The sequence below is a fragment of the Luedemannella flava genome, from assembly GCF_039528515.1.
Taxonomy (GTDB): domain Bacteria; phylum Actinomycetota; class Actinomycetes; order Mycobacteriales; family Micromonosporaceae; genus Luedemannella; species Luedemannella flava.
Window position 1 is genome coordinate 53,884 of the sequence record NZ_BAAALT010000008.1, and the last position, 15,432, is coordinate 69,315.

Here is a 15,432-nt window from a genome sequence, read left to right on the forward strand (position 1 = left end):
TGCGCTGATCAGGTGAGCGGGGTGTCGGGGAAGAAGCGGTCACACTGCTCGACGCCCTTGGTGTAGCCGAGGTTGAAGGACTTTTCGCGTTCGGCGAGCGTGCCGTGGTCGCGGTCGGCGCTCTCCGCGGACGCGATCAGCGGGAACAGCTGCTCGATGTCCTCAATGTCGTCGGGCAGCTCCAGGTAGCCCTTCTCCTTCGTGAACAGGACCCACGCGCCCGCGATGCAGTCGGCCTGGTTCTCCAGCTGGATGCTGGCCTCCGGGGTCTGCGGGGCCGGGACGCCGACGAGGCTCTGGATGTGGTGGCCCCACTCGTGGGCCAGACCCACCGCCGGGCCGGCGTCGCCCGCCCGGTCGTAGAGCGCCCAGAGCAGGTCCTGGCCGACGTAGACGATCTGGTCGCCGCCGCAGTACTCGTACGACTCGGAGGTGTAGACCGCCTGGCGGCCCTCGCGGTCCTGGCAGCCCTCGGGTCCGCTGGCGCCGTGCGGGACGTAGGTCACCTTCCGGGGCGAGGGCAGGTCGGGCCAGGTGGCCCGCTGCCACTCCGTGATCATCGGAACGACCTCGTCGACGTAGTCATCCATGGTTTCGTAGTCGAAGGCGCCTTCCAGCGACCGCGTACTCGATGGGTCGGGGTTGGCGCCCTCGCCGGAGCCGCCGTCGTCGAAGGCGTGCAGCCCGCAGGCCGCGGCGAGCAGGGCGGCGCCGAGCCAGACTGCGGTGCGGCGGCGGACCGAGGGGGTGGGCATCGTGGGCTCCGATAGGGGGATCGGGTCGGTGTTTCCTTGCCCACGGAACGAAGTCGCCACACCCCCCGCACGGGTGAATCGGGCTGCAGTACGCTCGTACTGTTAGTGACCTCTGGAGAAGGAGCGCGCGGCGCCATGGCCAAGATCAAGGTGGACAACCCGGTCGTCGAGCTCGACGGCGACGAGATGACCCGGATCATCTGGAAGCAGATCCGCGAGCAGCTCATCCTGCCCTATCTCGACGTTGAGCTGGACTACTACGACCTCGGCATTGAGCACCGCGACGCGACCGATGACCAGGTCACCATCGACTCCGCGAACGCCATCAAGCGGCACGGCGTCGGCGTGAAGTGCGCCACCATCACCCCCGACGAGGCGCGCGTCGCCGAGTTCGGTCTCAAGAAGATGTGGCGCTCGCCCAACGGCACCATCCGCAACATCCTCGGCGGCGTCGTCTTCCGCGAACCGATCATCATGTCGAACGTGCCCCGGCTCGTCCCCGGCTGGACCAGGCCGATCGTCATCGGCCGTCACGCCCACGGCGACCAGTACAAGGCGACCGACTTCGTGGTGCCCGGCCCGGGCACGGTGACCATCACCTACACGCCGGCCGACGGCGGCGAGCCGGTGCAGATGGAGGTCGCCAAGTTCACCGGCGGCGGCGTCGCCATGGGCATGTACAACTTCGACGAGTCCATCCGCGACTTCGCGCGCGCCTCGCTGCGCTACGGCCTGGCCCGCCAGTGGCCGGTCTACCTGTCGACCAAGAACACGATCCTCAAGGCGTACGACGGCCGGTTCAAGGACATCTTCGCCGAGGTGTTCGAGACCGAGTTCGCCGACGAGTTCAAGGCCGCCGGTATCACCTACGAGCACCGCCTGATCGACGACATGGTCGCGGCCGCCCTGAAGTGGGAGGGCGGGTTCGTCTGGGCATGCAAGAACTACGACGGCGACGTGCAGTCCGACACGGTGGCCCAGGGCTTCGGCTCGCTCGGCCTGATGACCTCGGTGCTCATGACGCCGGACGGCCGCACGGTCGAGGCGGAGGCCGCCCACGGCACCGTCACCCGGCACTACCGCCAGTGGCAGAAGGGCGAGAAGACGTCGACGAACCCGATCGCGTCGATCTTCGCCTGGACGCAGGGCCTGGCCCACCGCGGCAAGCTGGACGGCACCCCGGCGGTGACCGAGTTCGCCCAGACGCTGGAGAAGGTCTGCGTCGCCACCGTCGAGGGTGGCCAGATGACCAAGGACCTGGCCCTGCTGATCTCGCGGGACGCCCCGTGGCTGACCACCGACGAGTTCATGGGGGCGCTCGACGAGAACCTCGCCCGCGCCCTGGGCGCCTGACCCTGCGCACAGCCGCAGCCCCGGACCCCGTTACGTGACGGGGTCCGGGGCTGTTGCGTATGGTGCGTATTCACCAGGGTGCGCTCGTCCCGATGGTGCCCTAGTGTGACCCCCACAGGGGGATCTGGCGCCGCTGGCCCTTCGTCAGGGACTCCTGGTCAGAATGGCTGACCGACGAACACCCTTTGTGTCGCCGCAAGGGCCGATCGTCCACCTCACCGCCACCCTCAACCGATGGTGCGGGGTACGACTGTAAGGAAGCCTGGCGGAGTGTTGCCACAAGGGAGTCGCCCACGAGCGCGGCGGAAGGCCACGTCACGGGCTGACGACCGGGGCGCGAGCGCCGTCGAGTACGCGCTCATGCTCGGCTTCATCGTCATGGTGATGATCGCCTCCTTCTACGCTCTCGGCGAGACGTTCAACGTCAAGTTCGACGCGATCGTCGACTACCTCACCCGCTGAGCGGGCCGCCGTTACCCGGGTCGCCGAGCCCTCGTTGAACAGGATGTGAGAGCGACACCAGTCGCCTCCCACAGTGGGCAGCGGAAGCGACCGCGAGGTCGCAGTCGCGCCCGGTGTCTGGCTAACAGCCTGCCGTCCCTTCCCTGCGGTGGCCGGGTCGCACGTGGCGACCCGGCCACCGCGCATATCGACCTACCCTGAGTCATGGAGTACGGCGCACGCGAACGCCTCAATGCCGCCCGGGTGGACACCGTCGGGCAGATCGCCGCGCTCACCGCCGACCTCCACGGTGTCATGGCCGCGGCCTACGTCGTGGCGACCGACGACGAGCACGACCCCGAGGGCGCGACGATCGCGTTCGAGCGTGCCCAGGTAGCCGCCCTTCTCGACCAGGCCCGCCAGCGTCTTGCCGACCTGGACGACGCGCTTGCGCGCCTCGATCAGGGCAGCTACGGCACGTGTGCCGGGTGCGGGCGGCCGATCGATCCCGAACGCCTGGTGGCGCGGCCGGCCGCCCGTACCTGCATCACGTGCGCGGCGCGCCGGTGATCACGCCGTCGCCGTCAAGCGCCGCACCGGATGGGTCCGTGGCCGGGCGGCGGATGGCCCGTCCGATCAGGACCATCGTGAGCGCCCCGAGGGTGACGACGGCCAGCATCCGCTGGTCGGTCACCAGGAGCAGGCCATCGACGATGCACATCGTCGCCGCGCCGAAGGCGACGGCCGCGCCGGTCGCGCCGTGCGCCGCGGTGAGCACCGTGCGGGCGGCCCACCACGCGGTGGGGATGAGCACGACCCCGCCCACGGTCGGGATCAGGAACGGAAGGACGCTCGTCAGGTGCCTCGTGTCGATCAGAGTGACGGCGACGATGGCGACGCCGGCGATCATCATGATCAGCGTGCCGGGCCCGCGCGAGGTATCCGGCGCCGGTGGGGTGACCAGCGAGATGATCAATAGGAGTGCGAACGTCAACGCCATGTCCCGGTCGATGAAGCCGCTCGCCCCCGTGTAGACGGCGATGGCGATCGGGACCAGTGCCACGAAGGCCACCAGCCGTGCCGCCCGATCCGGCAGGACCCGGCGCGCGACGGTGGCGGCCAGGAGCGCGCCCACGGTGACCTCCGGCGCCCATCCGCCCCGGAAGATCGTCTCCGGCATCCTCATCGTCGCGTCGGCGAGGAACATGGCGCCCAGCACCGCCGCGAGATCGAGGCTGAGCGCGCCGGCCACCGCGAGTCGGCGCCGAGGGTCGCGCTTCACGGGGGTTGACCCGCCCGCCGCGCCGGTCGCTCGTTCGGCCGCGAGCAGGACCGTCACGGCGATGACCGCGCCGAGCAGCGCCGCTTGGCTGGCCGGCGGTATGACCACGAGGACCAGCCTGGGCGGGAACCCCCACATGGCGTCGCCGCCGAACGTCCAGCCGACGGTCATCGTGACCGGGAGCAGCGTCAAGCCGGTGGCCCACAGGCCGCCCGTCGTGCGGCGGGCGATGAACTCGGCGGTGCCGGCCAGGAGCGCGACGACGGGCACGGCCAACCACCACGCGGTCCAGCTCGGCGACGCGAACGCGGCGGTTTCGGTGAGCTGCGACCGGTTGACCGCACCCTCCACGAAATGTGTCGCCAGCGCCGCGCCCGCGACGGTGAGCGCCACGCCGGCGCGTTCCGCGGTCGCCATGGTGGAACCCGGCGCCGGTGGCGGCGCGGCCGTGGCGAGCAGCGCGACGAACCCGGCCACGAGGGCCACGTTGTACACCCCGGCCTGGGCGGCCCATTCGAAGGGCTGCCCGTTGACAGCCCCGGTGACGATGGTCGGCGGTGGCATCAGGGCGGCGCCGACAGTGGCCACCCAGGCGACGGCGACGGCCACCGCGGCGTGGGCCCGGGTGACCAGGCGGCCGACGAGGACGTACGCCAGCGCGGCCAGCAGCCAGGCGACGCCGAGCACCACGGCGGTCCGGCCGACGGTGCCGGCCAGCCAGGTGCTGACGGTATGGGCCGCCGCGAAGGCAAGACAGGCTGACCCGGCGACGCGTAGGCCGACGGCGAAGCCGGGCACGGCGTGCAGGCCGAGGCGCTCGCGTACGGCACCGACGAGAAGGTCGGCCGTCTCGCCGCGGGCCGGGCGGGTCTGGCCGGGCGCGGCGGCGTCGAGCAGCGTGGAGAGCATCTCCTCGCCGCGCCGCTCCCGGTACGTGTGGGGATAGGCGCGCAGCAGCCGGCGGTAGTGGTTCTCCAGGGACATGACGTGGACTCCTGGGCGTATGTGACGTCGATCGATCGGGTTCCGTCCCCAGCGGACGTGCGGTGTGAGCGGCCGACCTCCCCCGATAGCCGGTCGGCCGCCCACACAGCACCGGTCAGGACGTCGCGGCGTCCACCGGCAGCGCTGGAGCCGTGGGCGTGCGTGGTGCCGCCAGGCGGCGGATCGCCCGCCCGATGAGTAGCACCGCGATCCCGCCACCGATCACGGCGGCGAGTGCCCGGCTGTCGGTCAGGGTGAACAGTTGCTGGAGCGCCCAGAACAGGCCGGCCGCGAACGCCACCGTGGCGGCGGCGACGCCCCGCGGCGGCCCGGTCAACACGGCCACTCCGCCCAACCACAGCAGCGGTACGAGCACGATGCCGCCGATCGCCGGGGCAACCACCATGTGGGCGTAGGTCACGTCCGAACCGTCCGCCAGTGGGAAGACGAAGAGAGCCATGGCGGCCCCCGCGGCGATGAACGCCCCGCCGGTCCTGCTGGCGCCCCGCGACCGCGGGGCGACCAACGCGACGAGCAGCAGCGGCACCATGGTGGCGTACAGCTCCGGGTACAGACTGCTGTTGCCGCCGTCCAGCACCACCCAGAACAGAGTCACCAGGCCGAAGCCGATGAGCCCGCGCACCGGCCAGGCGGGCAGGAAGCGGCTCGCCACCGCCGCGACCAGGAGGGCGCCCACCGTCAGGGGGGCCGTCCAGCCGGTGCCCATGGTCGGGCCGTCGTTGTTCGCCGTGGAGATGGCGAAAATCGAGGCGTTCAACGCCGCGGCCAGATCGAGGCCCACGGACCCGGCTATGGCGAGCCCCATGCGGCTGTCGCGGGTCGGGGCTGGCGTCGCCGCCCGGGTCGCTCCGATCAGCACCGCCAGGGCCACCACGGCACCGAGCATCACCGACAGACTCGCCGACGGCGCCTGCGTGGGAAGCGACCAGGAGGGCAGGTGCCAGGAACCGAGGAGGTCGAACGAGTCCAGGCCAATCATCGGTAGGGGCACGAGCAGCAGCCCGGTCGCCCACAGCCCGCCCGTGGCGCGTCGGGTCACCGCCCGGACCACGCCGACGATGAGTGCCGTGACCGGCGCGAGGAGCCACCACGTGGCCCACACGGGCGTGGTGAAGACCAGGTCGTTGAACGCGACGCGGTAGGTAGCGCTCTCCACGAGCGCGACCGCCGCGACCGCGCTGATGACCGCGACGGCGACGCCGGCCCGGTCGACGGTGCGCAGGGTGCCCGACGACGTCTGCGGCGCCGCCGTGGCGAGCGCGGCGATCAGGCCGAACATGAGCGCGACGACGTACTCCCCGTACAGGTGCACCGTGCTGGAGAAGCCGTCGGTGTCGATGATCAGTGGAGGGGTCGTGATTGCCACGACAGAGACGCCGAGCGTGCTCAGCCATGCCGCGCCGGTCGTGAACGCGGTCAGGCCACGAGCCCGTTGCCCGCCCACCGTGTGGGCCAGCGCGGCGAGCAGCCAGGCGACCGCGACCACGGTCGATGCCGTGTTCCGGTGGCCGGCGATCCAGTTGCTGGCGGTGAACGCGGCGGCGAACGCGAGGCACACGGGCCCGGCGACGCGGAGGCCGGCGGCGAAGCCGGGGACGGCGTGCAGGCCGAGACGCTCCCGGATGGCGCCCATCAACAGGTCGGACGCGTCGCCGCGCGACGGGTGGGTCTGCCGGGGCGCGGCCGAGTCGAGCAGGGTGGAGAGCATCTCCTCGCCGCGCCGGGCGCGGTACGAGCGGGGATAGGCGCGCAGCAGTCGGCGGTAGCGGTCTTCCAGGGACATGACGTCGACTCCCGGGCGGTCAGGCGGGCCGCACGCGGGGCGCGCGCCGGGCGGGGGCAGGGGTGGTGGTGCGTGCGGCGAGCCGCGCGGCGGCGGCGTCGGCGTTGCGGCGCTGGCGTTCCAGATCGGCGGCGAGCAGCGTGGCGCCGGAGTCGGTGAGGCGGTAGTAGCGACGCAGGCGGCCGTCCACCACCTCTTCGCGGTCCAGTTCGACGATGCCGTCGTTGGTGAGCCGGTCGAGGGCGGGGTAGAGAGTGCCGGCGCGCAGCTTGACACGGTCGTGGGAGAGCTCCGCGACCCGCTGGATGATGCCGTATCCGTGCAGGGACTCGCTGGCGAGTGCCGCGAGCATAAAGAACGTCGGCTCCTGGAGCGGTGTCATACCACCAAGCTATCGGCCATCTATATATGTCGTCAATCGACAACTGTGTCGGCCGGACGACGAAAGGGCGGCCGGCGCGAACGCGCCGACCGCCCCGGACCGCTACTGCCTATACGCGGGTCACTCCGGCGCTGGGAGCGGCGACGAACGCCGCGGGAGCCCGGAAGTTGTGCTCCGCGAACGCGCGGGTGACGGCCGCCTCCACCGCGCCGGCCGATTCCGTGCGGACGAGCGCGATGACGCAGCCGCCGAAGCCGCCACCCGTCATGCGGGCGCCCAGGGCGCCGGCCGCGAGCGCCGCCTCGACCGCGACGTCGAGCTCGGAGACCGTGACCTCGTAGTCGTCGCGCAGCGAGGCGTGCGACGCGGTGAGCAACCCGCCGATGTCGGCCGCCCGACCGGCACGCAGCAGCGCCATCGTGTCGAGTACGCGCTGGTCCTCCGTGACGACGTGGCGGACCCGCCGCACCGCGACCTCGTCGTCGGCCAGGATGTCGAGGGCCTTGCCGAGGTCGGTGACCTCGCGCAGCAGGTCGACGCCGAGCCGCGCGGCGGCCGCCTCGCACGTCCGACGGCGGGCCGCATACTCCCCGTCGGCGTGCCGGTGGGGGGCGCGCGTGTCGACCACGAGGACGGAGAGGCCCTCGTCGGCGATCGTGAACGGCACCTGTTCGGTGGCCAACGACCGGCAGTCGAGGAACAGGGCGTGCCCGTCGTGGCACAACGACGACGCGGCCTGGTCCATGATCCCGCAGGGCACGCCCACGTACACGTTCTCGGCGCGTTGGGCCAGCGCCGGCCAGTCGTCGAGCGGCAGGTCGGCGCCCGCGAGGTCGAGCAGCGCGCCGAGCGCCGCGCACTCCAGGGCGGCCGAGGACGACAGCCCGGACCCCAGCGGCACGTCGGACGCGACGGCCAGGCGCGCGCCGGGCACGTCGATACCCGCGTCGCGCAGCGCCCAGACGACCGCCGCGAGGTAACCGGCCCAGCCGGTCACCTTGCCTGGTTCGAGGTCGGCCTCCCTGAAGGTCACCGGCGCCCGGCCCACCTCGGACCACACCGTCCACTCGCGACGGTCGAGCCGGCCCGCCGCGACGGCCGTGCGCAGCGGCAGGGCGAAGGGCAGCACATACCCGCCGTTGTAGTCGGTGTGCTCGCCGATGAGGTTGACCCGACCGGGCGACGCCCAGGCGAGGTCGGCCCCGACGCCGAACTCGCGGGCGAAGGCGGACCGGGCGCGATCCTCGGGGGCGGTCATCGCAGCGCCTCGCGCAGCATCTTGGCGGCCTCCTCGGGTCGCACGTCGTTGATGAAGACACCCATGGCCGACTCCGAGCCGGCCAGGTATTTCAGCTTGCCCGCGGCCCGGCGGATGCTGAACAGCTGCAGGTGCAGCCACGCCAGCTCGCGGGCGGAGCGCACCGGCGCCTGGTACCACGCGGAGATGTACGGCATCGGGACGCTGAACAGTCCGTCGAAGGCGCGCAGCAGGCGCAGGTAGAGCCCGGCGAACGCGTCCCGTTCGGGGTGGGTGAGCGCGGGCAGGTCGGGCACCTGGCGGTGGGGGACGACGTGCACCTCGAACGGCCACCGGGCGGCCGCCGGCACGTACGCCGTCCAGTGATCGTCGGCGAGGACCACGCGTTCGCCGCTGGCCCGCTCGGCGGCGAGGATGTCGCCGAACAGATTGGCGCCGTTGTGGGCGGCCGCGTAGCGGACGGCGGAGTCCAGCATCGTGCGGGTGCGCGGGGTCACGAACGGGTACCCGTAGATCTGGCCGTGCGGGTGGTGCAGGGTCACGCCGATCTCGACGCCCCGGTTCTCGAAGCAGAACACCTGCTCGACGTCGTCGCGCGCCGACAGCGCGGCGGTGCGGTCGGCCTGCGCGTCGAGGACCGTGCGCGCGCGGGCGGGGCTCAGCTCGGCGAAGCTGGTCGTGTGCTCGGAGGTGAAGCAGACGACCTCGCAGCGCCCGCCGCCGGGACGCACGGGCGTCAGCGGGGTGATCTGCGCGTCCGTCGCAAGATCGGCCTCGGCCGGGTTGTCGCTGAACGACGGGAACCGGTTCTCGAACACCGCCACGTCGTAGCTCGCGGCCGGCACCTCGCTGGCGTGCGCGGGCGTCGACGGGCACAGCGGGCACTCGTCGCTGGACGGCAGGAAGATCCGCGTCTGCCGGTGCGCGGCGATGGCCACCCACTCGTCCAGCAGCGGGTCGTAGCGCAGCTGCGAGGCGAGCGGACGTGGGTCGAGCGGCCTGGTGTCCACGACGGACGCCCGTTCGGCCGGGTACGCCCCCGACGCGTCGGGTTCGTCGAAGTAGATCAGCTCGCGTCCGTCGGCGAGGGTGGTGACGGTGCGTCTCATGTTGTTCCTACGATGATCAGCTCGCCGACCTCGGCGGCGAGGGTGTCGCGGGCGGCGTCGGGCAGCCCGGAGTCGGTGATGAGGACGTCCGCGTCGCGCAGCGCGGCCATGGTGGAGATGCCGACGGTGTCCCACTTCGTGTGGTCGGCCAGCACGACGAGGCGGCCGGCGGCGGCGACCAGCGCCCGGTTGGTCTCGGCCTCCATGAGGTTGGGCGTGGTGAAGCCGGCCCGCTCGCTCATGCCGTGCACGCCGAGGAAGAGCACGTCGCAATGGAGGCCGCCGATCGCGGTCACGGCGACGGGGCCGACCAGCGCGTCCGAGCGGGTGCGCACGCCGCCGGTCAGCACCACCTGCGCGGTCGTGTCGATCAGGACGTCGCCGGGCTCGGCCGGGTCGACCGACCCGTCCGGCCGCAGGGCGTCGGCCACCGGGATCGAGTTGGTCACCACGGTCAGGTCCGGCACCCGGCGCAGCAGCCCGGCCAGCGCGGCCGTGGTCGTGCCGGCGGAGAGCGCCACGGCGGTGCCGGGGCGCACGAGCGACGCCGCGCGGGCGGCGATGGCGGCCTTCTCGGCGCGCTGGCGCACCGACTTCGCCGCGAAGCCGGGCTCGTGCGTGGCGCCCGGCCCGGCGGTCGTCGCCCCGCCGTGCACTTTGGACAGCAGGCCGCGCTCGTCGAGGACGTCGAGGTCGCGGCGGATCGTCATCTCGGAGACGGCGAGCTCCGCGGCCAGCTCGGCGACCCGGACCGACCCGGTGCGCCGCACCCGGTCGAGGATCGCGGACTGCCGCTGCGCCGCCAGCATCACGCCGCCTCGACGGCGGCCGGCCGGGCCTGGGCGGGCACCTGGCTCAGGGGAGCCGCTGCCGCCGCCTCGCGCAGCACCACGACGCCGCCGGCGGGCACCTGCGTCGGGCCGGCCCAGACGCCGCCCGTGAGCAGGTCCTCGCCGGCGGCGGGGACCGTGGCGGGCTCGTCGCCGTGGTTGAGCAGGAACAGGAACGACGTGCCGTCCGGGTGGGAGCGGCGGACCGCCTCGACGGCCGGCGGCGTGCCCGGCAGCGTCGGCGTCACCCCGGCGCCGGCGGTCACGTCGGCCAGCAGCTCGCCGAGGAAGCCGTCGGACAGGCGGGTGCCCACATACCACGCCGTGCCCGCGCCGTGGCGGCGCCGGGTCAGGGCGGGGGAGCCGGCGACCGGGCCCTCCGCGAACGCCGCGAGGACCCGCGCGTCGTTGGCGCGGCCCAGCTCCGACCACACGTGCCCGTGCGCGCCGTCGGTCAGCGCGACGGTCGCGCCGGCCGGCAGCGGGTAGAACTCCTCGATCCGCACGCCGAGCAGGTCGCGCAGCGCGCCCGGGTAGCCGCCCGTGCGCACCCGGTCGTGTTCGTCGACCACGCCCGAGTACGGCCCGACGAGCAGGTGCGCGCCGGCGGCCACGCGCCCGGTCAGGTTGGCGGCGCCCGCGTCGCTCAGCGCGTACAGCGCCGGGGCGAGCAGGACCGGGTAGCGGCTGAGGTCGGCCTCCGGGTGCGCGACGTCGGCGGCGATGCCCGCGCGCCAGAGCGCCCGGTGCCAGCGGGCGATCTCGTCGAAGCAGGTCATGTCCGCACTCGGCTGGGAACCCTGCTCCTGCGCCCAGTGGGACTCGTAGTCGAGCAGGATCGCCACGGGGGCGGCGACGGTCGCGCCGTCGACGTCGGCGAGCGCGCGCAGGTGCCGGCCCAGCTCGACGACCTCGCGCCAGATCCGGCTGTCGGTGCCGGCGTGCGGCACCATGCCCGAGTGCCAGCGCTCCCCGCCGCTCACGCTGGCGCGCCACTGGAAATACATCGCGCCCTCGCTGCCGCGGGCCACGTGCCCGAGCGCGTCGCGCACCAGCCGGCCCGGCGGCTTGGCGAAGTTGCGGGGCTGCCAGTTGACGGCGCTGGTGGAGTGCTCCATCAGCAGCCACGGGCCGGCGGCGAGCGAGCGGGACACGTCGGCCGCGAAGGCGATCTGGGCGGCCGGCGACGCGGGGTGGTCGCCCATCACGTAGTGGTCGGTGGACACGAGCCGGCCCTCGCCGCGCAGCTCGGGTGCCCACGCCCAGTGGTCGAGCCCGGTGAAGGTGGGCATGAGGTTGGTCGTGACCGGGACGCCGGGAGTGAGCCGGGTCAGCAGGTCGCGCTCGGCGACGCACAGGGAGAGCACCTCGGCCGAGCTGAACCGGCGGAAGTCGAGCGCCTGGGCCGGGTTGTGCTGGGCGGGGGTGGCGCGCGGCGGGATGATCTCGGACCAGTCGTCGTAGCGCTGGGACCAGAACGCGGTGCCCCACGCGTCGTTGAGCGCCTCGACGGTGCCGTAGCGCTCGCGCAGCCAGCCCCGGAACGCCTCCGCCGACGTGTCGCAGAAGCAGGCGGGGACGTGGCACGCGAACTCGTTGTTGAGGTGCCAGAGGGCGAGCGCCGGGTGGTCGCCGTAGCGCCCGGCCAGCCGCTCGACGAGGGTCAGTGCCGCGGCGCGGTAGTCCGGCGAGGAGGGGCAGTAGGCCTGGCGGCTGCCGTGGTGCAGGACCCGGCCGTCCGCGGTGACCGGCAGGCTGGCAGGGAACGCGGTGCTGAACCAGGGCGGCGGGGAGGCCGTGGCGGTGGCCAGGTCGACCGCGATGCCGCCGGCGTGCAGCAGGTCGAGCACCCGGTCGAGCCAGCCGAACTCCCAGCGGTCGGGCGCGGGCTGCAGCCACGCCCAGCTGAACACGCCGACGGTGGCCAGCGTGACGCCGGCCTCGCGCATCAGCGCGACGTCCTCGACCCAGACGTCCTCGGGCCACTGCTCGGGGTTGTAGTCGCCGCCGTAGCAGAGGCCGGTGACGCGCGGAATGATGGCCGGCACGGTGACGCCCTCCCCAGCGATCGCACACAACCGAACAGTTCCGCACACTATCGCACGGGGGAGGGGCGGACAAGGCTCAGATACCGCGCCCCATGCGGTGCAGGGCGTGCAGCACCCGCTCCACCCGGACCAGACCGCTGGCCGCCGCCAGGGCGATCGCCGCGCGCGGCTCCCGCCAGTTGTTGCGCATCGCCGCCCGGGCCCACCGCAGGGCCTCCGTCCGGTTCCCCTGCGCCGCCTCCCAGCAGGCCATCTGCCCGTAGACGCGCGCCGCGCCGGGCGGGGTCGCCCCGATCTCCGGGTGCCTGGCCAGCATCCACCGCAGCGAGGAGATCTTTGTGGCGTACTCCTGGGCGAAGAGTGAGCTGCGCCCCCACAGCACCCGCACGAGTGGGATGTCCAGGTGCAGGATCGGGGACAGCCGGGCCGCCCGCAGCAGCAGGTCCCAGTCCTCGTTCTGGCTGCCCGGGGCGTCCTCGGCGACGAGGCCGATGCCGCCCCGCGCCGGGTCGGTCACGATCGCCTCGCGGCGCATGAGGAAGCCCGACGAGTGCAGCATCGCCATCCGCGAGCGGGCCAGGTCGTCGACGGCCACCTCGTGCACGCCGGCCAGCCGGGGCACCCGCCGGCCGCCGTACTCCACCTCGATCGCGCAGGTGGAGAACAGCGTGCTGGGTCGCGCGCGGACCGCCGACACCTGGGCGGTCAGCTTGCCCGGCAGCCAGGCGTCGTCATCGTCGAGGAAGGCGATCATCTCGGTGTCCGTGGCGGCCAGGATGCCGCGGTTGCGGGCGCCCGCGAGGCCCGGGGTACGCAGGTTGGACAGCACCGTGACCGGCCGGTCGCCGCCGGCGTGCAGGTCGAACTCGGGCTCGGCCTGGTCGAACACGATGAATACCCGCAGCGGCCCGGGATAGTCCTGGGTCAGCACCGAGCGCAGGGCCCGGCGCAGCAGTTGCGGGCGGTTGCGGGTCGGGATGACCACCCCGACGGACGGCCAGTCGACGTGCCGCGGCGCCGGGATGGTGAGGTGCCGCGGCAGGATCGAGGTCACGTCCGGCGTCCCGTGATCGGGTAGCCGTACGCGCCGTGCAGGGGGGCGGCGATCGCGGCCACGAGGCGGCGCTGGTTCGGGGGCAGGGCGGTGCGCCAGGTGTCGTCGGCGCGCACCTCGACCGGTCCGGTGCGGAAGCGCATGGGGTTGCCGGCGGCGCTGTGCGTGGCCGGCAGGTCGGCGTGCACCACCCCGTCGGCGCCCTCGGCGAGGAAGTCCAGGGCGTCGGCGGGCAGGTCCAGGCCCGCGAAGGCGGCGATGGCGAGGCTCGTCCCCCGCGGGTCGGCCACGAACTCCTCGTAGCGGAACCGCCGCACGGCCGTCCCCCGCGCGCCCAGCAGCCCGAAGGCCGCGTTGTGCGCGCTCCACAGGAGTGCCGCGCGGCTGGGAGAGTACCGCGTCATCGTCTCCCGCCCGTCGCTCTCCGGGCGGGTCACCGTCTTTGTCCATGAGTACGCCACACCGCGCGCGTCCCGCACGACGTGTGCCACGCGCAGGTCGATGTCCGGGGCGTGGCGCAGGCAGTAGGCGAGGCTGGCGTGCTTGGAGGAGTCGATCACCACCCGGGCCCCGGTGACCGCGGCGGCGGCAGCGTAGACGCGGGCGTACTGGTCGGCGTACTCCCGCACCTGGTTGTCGCACGTGCGGCCGGCGAGCTTCGGGATGTGGCGGGTGCGCTCGACCCGGTCCTGCAGGCGCAGGACGTGGTGCGGGTCCACCCGGTGCCAGCCGCCGAACGCCCGGTCGCCGACCTCGCGCCAGAAGTCGCAGGCCGAGAACGGGCGGCCGCAGCCGCACCGTTCGTTGTCGAGGAGGTCGCGGCGCCACAGGTGCACGACCTCGCCGAGGGTGCACACGCCGGGGAGGCAGCCGAGGACGCGTTCGAGCAGGGTGGTGCCGCTGCGCCCGAGACCGCCGAGGAAGAGGACGCGTACCACGGCCACCCCCATTCTCGTTCTAAGTCACATAACGAACGATTGCCCGAGTAGAGGCGAAATGTCTGCTTCATTGCGCGTTGCTGCGCGAACCCCCGGACGGGTGACGGTCGGCGGTGTCGACTTCGACGTGATCACTGAGGCGGGCGTCGTCGCCCACGTCCGCGCCGCCCTGCGCGCCGGCACCGGCGGCCGCGTCATCACGCCCAACGTGGACATCCTTCGCCTCGCCGCCCGCGACGCGACCCTGCGCGCCTATATCAACGACGCGGACCTCGTCGTCGCCGACGGCATGCCCGTCGTCTGGGCCAGCCGCCTGAGCCACGGCCGCGACCAGCAGTTGCCCGAACGCGTGGCCGGCGCCGACCTCATCTGGTCGCTCAGCGCCGCCTGCGCCATCGACGGCCGCCGGATCATGCTCGTCGGCGGCGTCCCACCGGCGCGCGGGCCCGTCGGCGACCTGGTTGATATCGCGGCTGCCGACCGGGCTGGTGTCGTGGCCTCCGATGGGGGTGGTGTCGCGGCCGGCGTCGTGGGCGGCGTCGTGGCCGGCGACGCCGACGCGGTCCGGGACTGGTCGGCGGCGATCCATCTGCCGGGCGGAGCGGGACGTGCCGCGGCGGTGTTGACCACGCGCTACCCCGGGCTGGTCGTCGCCGGGGCGGTGAGCCCGCCGTTCGGGTTCCTCGACGATCCGCTCGCGTGCGAGCGGCTGCGCACCTCCGTCGTGGACGCGCGGCCGGACCTCGTCTTCGTCGGGCTGGGCTTCACCAAGCAGGAGCGCGTCATCGAGATGCTGGCCCCGGACCTGCCGCACGCCTGGTTCCTCGGCTGCGGGGCGGCCATCGACTTCGTTGACGGCGACCAGCGCCGGGCCCCAACCTGGATGCGCCGCGGCGGCCTCGAATGGGCGCACCGCCTGGCCCGCGAGCCCGGCCGCCTGGCGGGCCGCTACCTCCGCCACGACCTCCCCTACGCCCTGGCCCTCCTCACCCGAGCCGCCTGCCACCTGCCGGGACGCCGCTAGCCCCGACGCGTCCCGCGAAGGGGACGACTCCCGCGCCCGTCAAGGCGTCGACTCGGACAGTCCGTGCCGTCCCCGCCCCCGCCAGAGGGCCGCTCCGTGGCGGGTGGTGGCGTCTGCAGGCTCGCCAACTGCTCACATGTGGCGGGGCTCAGGGCGCCTGGAGTCACCAG

The 15,432-nt window shown here is 73.2% G+C and carries 13 protein-coding genes; 3 read left to right on the forward strand and 10 right to left on the reverse strand.

The window, feature by feature from the left end; genetic code table 11:
- Positions 1-8 precede the first annotated feature (8 nt).
- Positions 9-755, reverse strand: coding sequence for a neutral zinc metallopeptidase (locus ABD211_RS02315; protein ID WP_344125665.1), 747 nt, complete (start codon positions 753-755; stop codon positions 9-11).
- A 135-nt stretch (positions 756-890) separates the two neighbouring features.
- Between ABD211_RS02315 and ABD211_RS02320 the strand changes: the two genes are divergently transcribed.
- Complete coding sequence (locus tag ABD211_RS02320; protein WP_344125667.1) at positions 891-2,108, forward strand: NADP-dependent isocitrate dehydrogenase; 1,218 nt, start codon at positions 891-893, stop codon at positions 2,106-2,108.
- A 666-nt stretch (positions 2,109-2,774) separates the two neighbouring features.
- Positions 2,775-3,119 (forward strand): TraR/DksA family transcriptional regulator, encoded by a 345-nt coding sequence (locus ABD211_RS02330; protein ID WP_344125671.1) that lies wholly within the window; start codon positions 2,775-2,777, stop codon positions 3,117-3,119.
- On the opposite strand, the gene ABD211_RS02335 is transcribed toward ABD211_RS02330, so the two are convergent.
- The 9 genes from ABD211_RS02335 to ABD211_RS02375 form a co-directional block, all read right to left on the reverse strand.
- A complete protein-coding gene (locus ABD211_RS02335) occupies positions 3,097-4,815 on the reverse strand; it encodes a hypothetical protein (RefSeq protein ID WP_344125673.1) in 1,719 nt (572 codons plus the stop codon). The two genes, ABD211_RS02330 and ABD211_RS02335, sit on opposite strands and share 23 nt — an antisense overlap.
- A 115-nt stretch (positions 4,816-4,930) precedes the next feature.
- Entirely contained in the window at positions 4,931-6,619 is a 1,689-nt protein-coding gene (locus ABD211_RS02340) for a hypothetical protein (protein ID WP_344125675.1), read from the reverse strand.
- Between the two features lie 19 nt (positions 6,620-6,638).
- Positions 6,639-7,001 carry a PadR family transcriptional regulator gene (locus ABD211_RS02345; protein WP_344125677.1) on the reverse strand — a complete coding sequence of 121 codons (363 nt, stop codon included), beginning with the start codon at positions 6,999-7,001 and terminating at the stop codon, positions 6,639-6,641.
- A 109-nt stretch (positions 7,002-7,110) separates the two neighbouring features.
- Complete coding sequence (gene galK / locus ABD211_RS02350; protein WP_344125679.1) at positions 7,111-8,259, reverse strand: galactokinase; 1,149 nt, start codon at positions 8,257-8,259, stop codon at positions 7,111-7,113.
- Entirely contained in the window at positions 8,256-9,368 is a 1,113-nt protein-coding gene (gene galT, locus ABD211_RS02355) for a galactose-1-phosphate uridylyltransferase (RefSeq protein WP_344125681.1), read from the reverse strand. The genes galK and galT overlap by 4 nt, the downstream gene beginning before the upstream one ends.
- On the reverse strand, positions 9,365-10,177 hold the full coding sequence (locus ABD211_RS02360) for a DeoR/GlpR family DNA-binding transcription regulator (protein WP_344125683.1): 813 nt from the start codon (positions 10,175-10,177) through the stop codon (positions 9,365-9,367). Before ABD211_RS02360 ends, galT begins: the two co-directional genes overlap by 4 nt.
- Positions 10,177-12,246: a beta-galactosidase gene (locus ABD211_RS02365; RefSeq protein WP_344125685.1), complete on the reverse strand. Its 2,070-nt coding sequence runs from the start codon at positions 12,244-12,246 to the stop codon at positions 10,177-10,179. The genes ABD211_RS02360 and ABD211_RS02365 overlap by 1 nt, the downstream gene beginning before the upstream one ends.
- A 76-nt stretch (positions 12,247-12,322) precedes the next feature.
- Positions 12,323-13,300, reverse strand: coding sequence for a glycosyltransferase family A protein (locus ABD211_RS02370; protein ID WP_344125687.1), 978 nt, complete (start codon positions 13,298-13,300; stop codon positions 12,323-12,325).
- A complete protein-coding gene (locus ABD211_RS02375; protein WP_425560320.1) occupies positions 13,297-14,238 on the reverse strand; it encodes a sulfotransferase in 942 nt (313 codons plus the stop codon). The genes ABD211_RS02370 and ABD211_RS02375 overlap by 4 nt, the downstream gene beginning before the upstream one ends.
- Before the next feature lie 100 nt (positions 14,239-14,338).
- Between ABD211_RS02375 and ABD211_RS02380 the strand changes: the two genes are divergently transcribed.
- Complete coding sequence (locus ABD211_RS02380) at positions 14,339-15,262, forward strand: WecB/TagA/CpsF family glycosyltransferase (RefSeq protein WP_344125691.1); 924 nt, start codon at positions 14,339-14,341, stop codon at positions 15,260-15,262.
- The last annotated feature ends 170 nt before the right edge of the window (positions 15,263-15,432 follow it).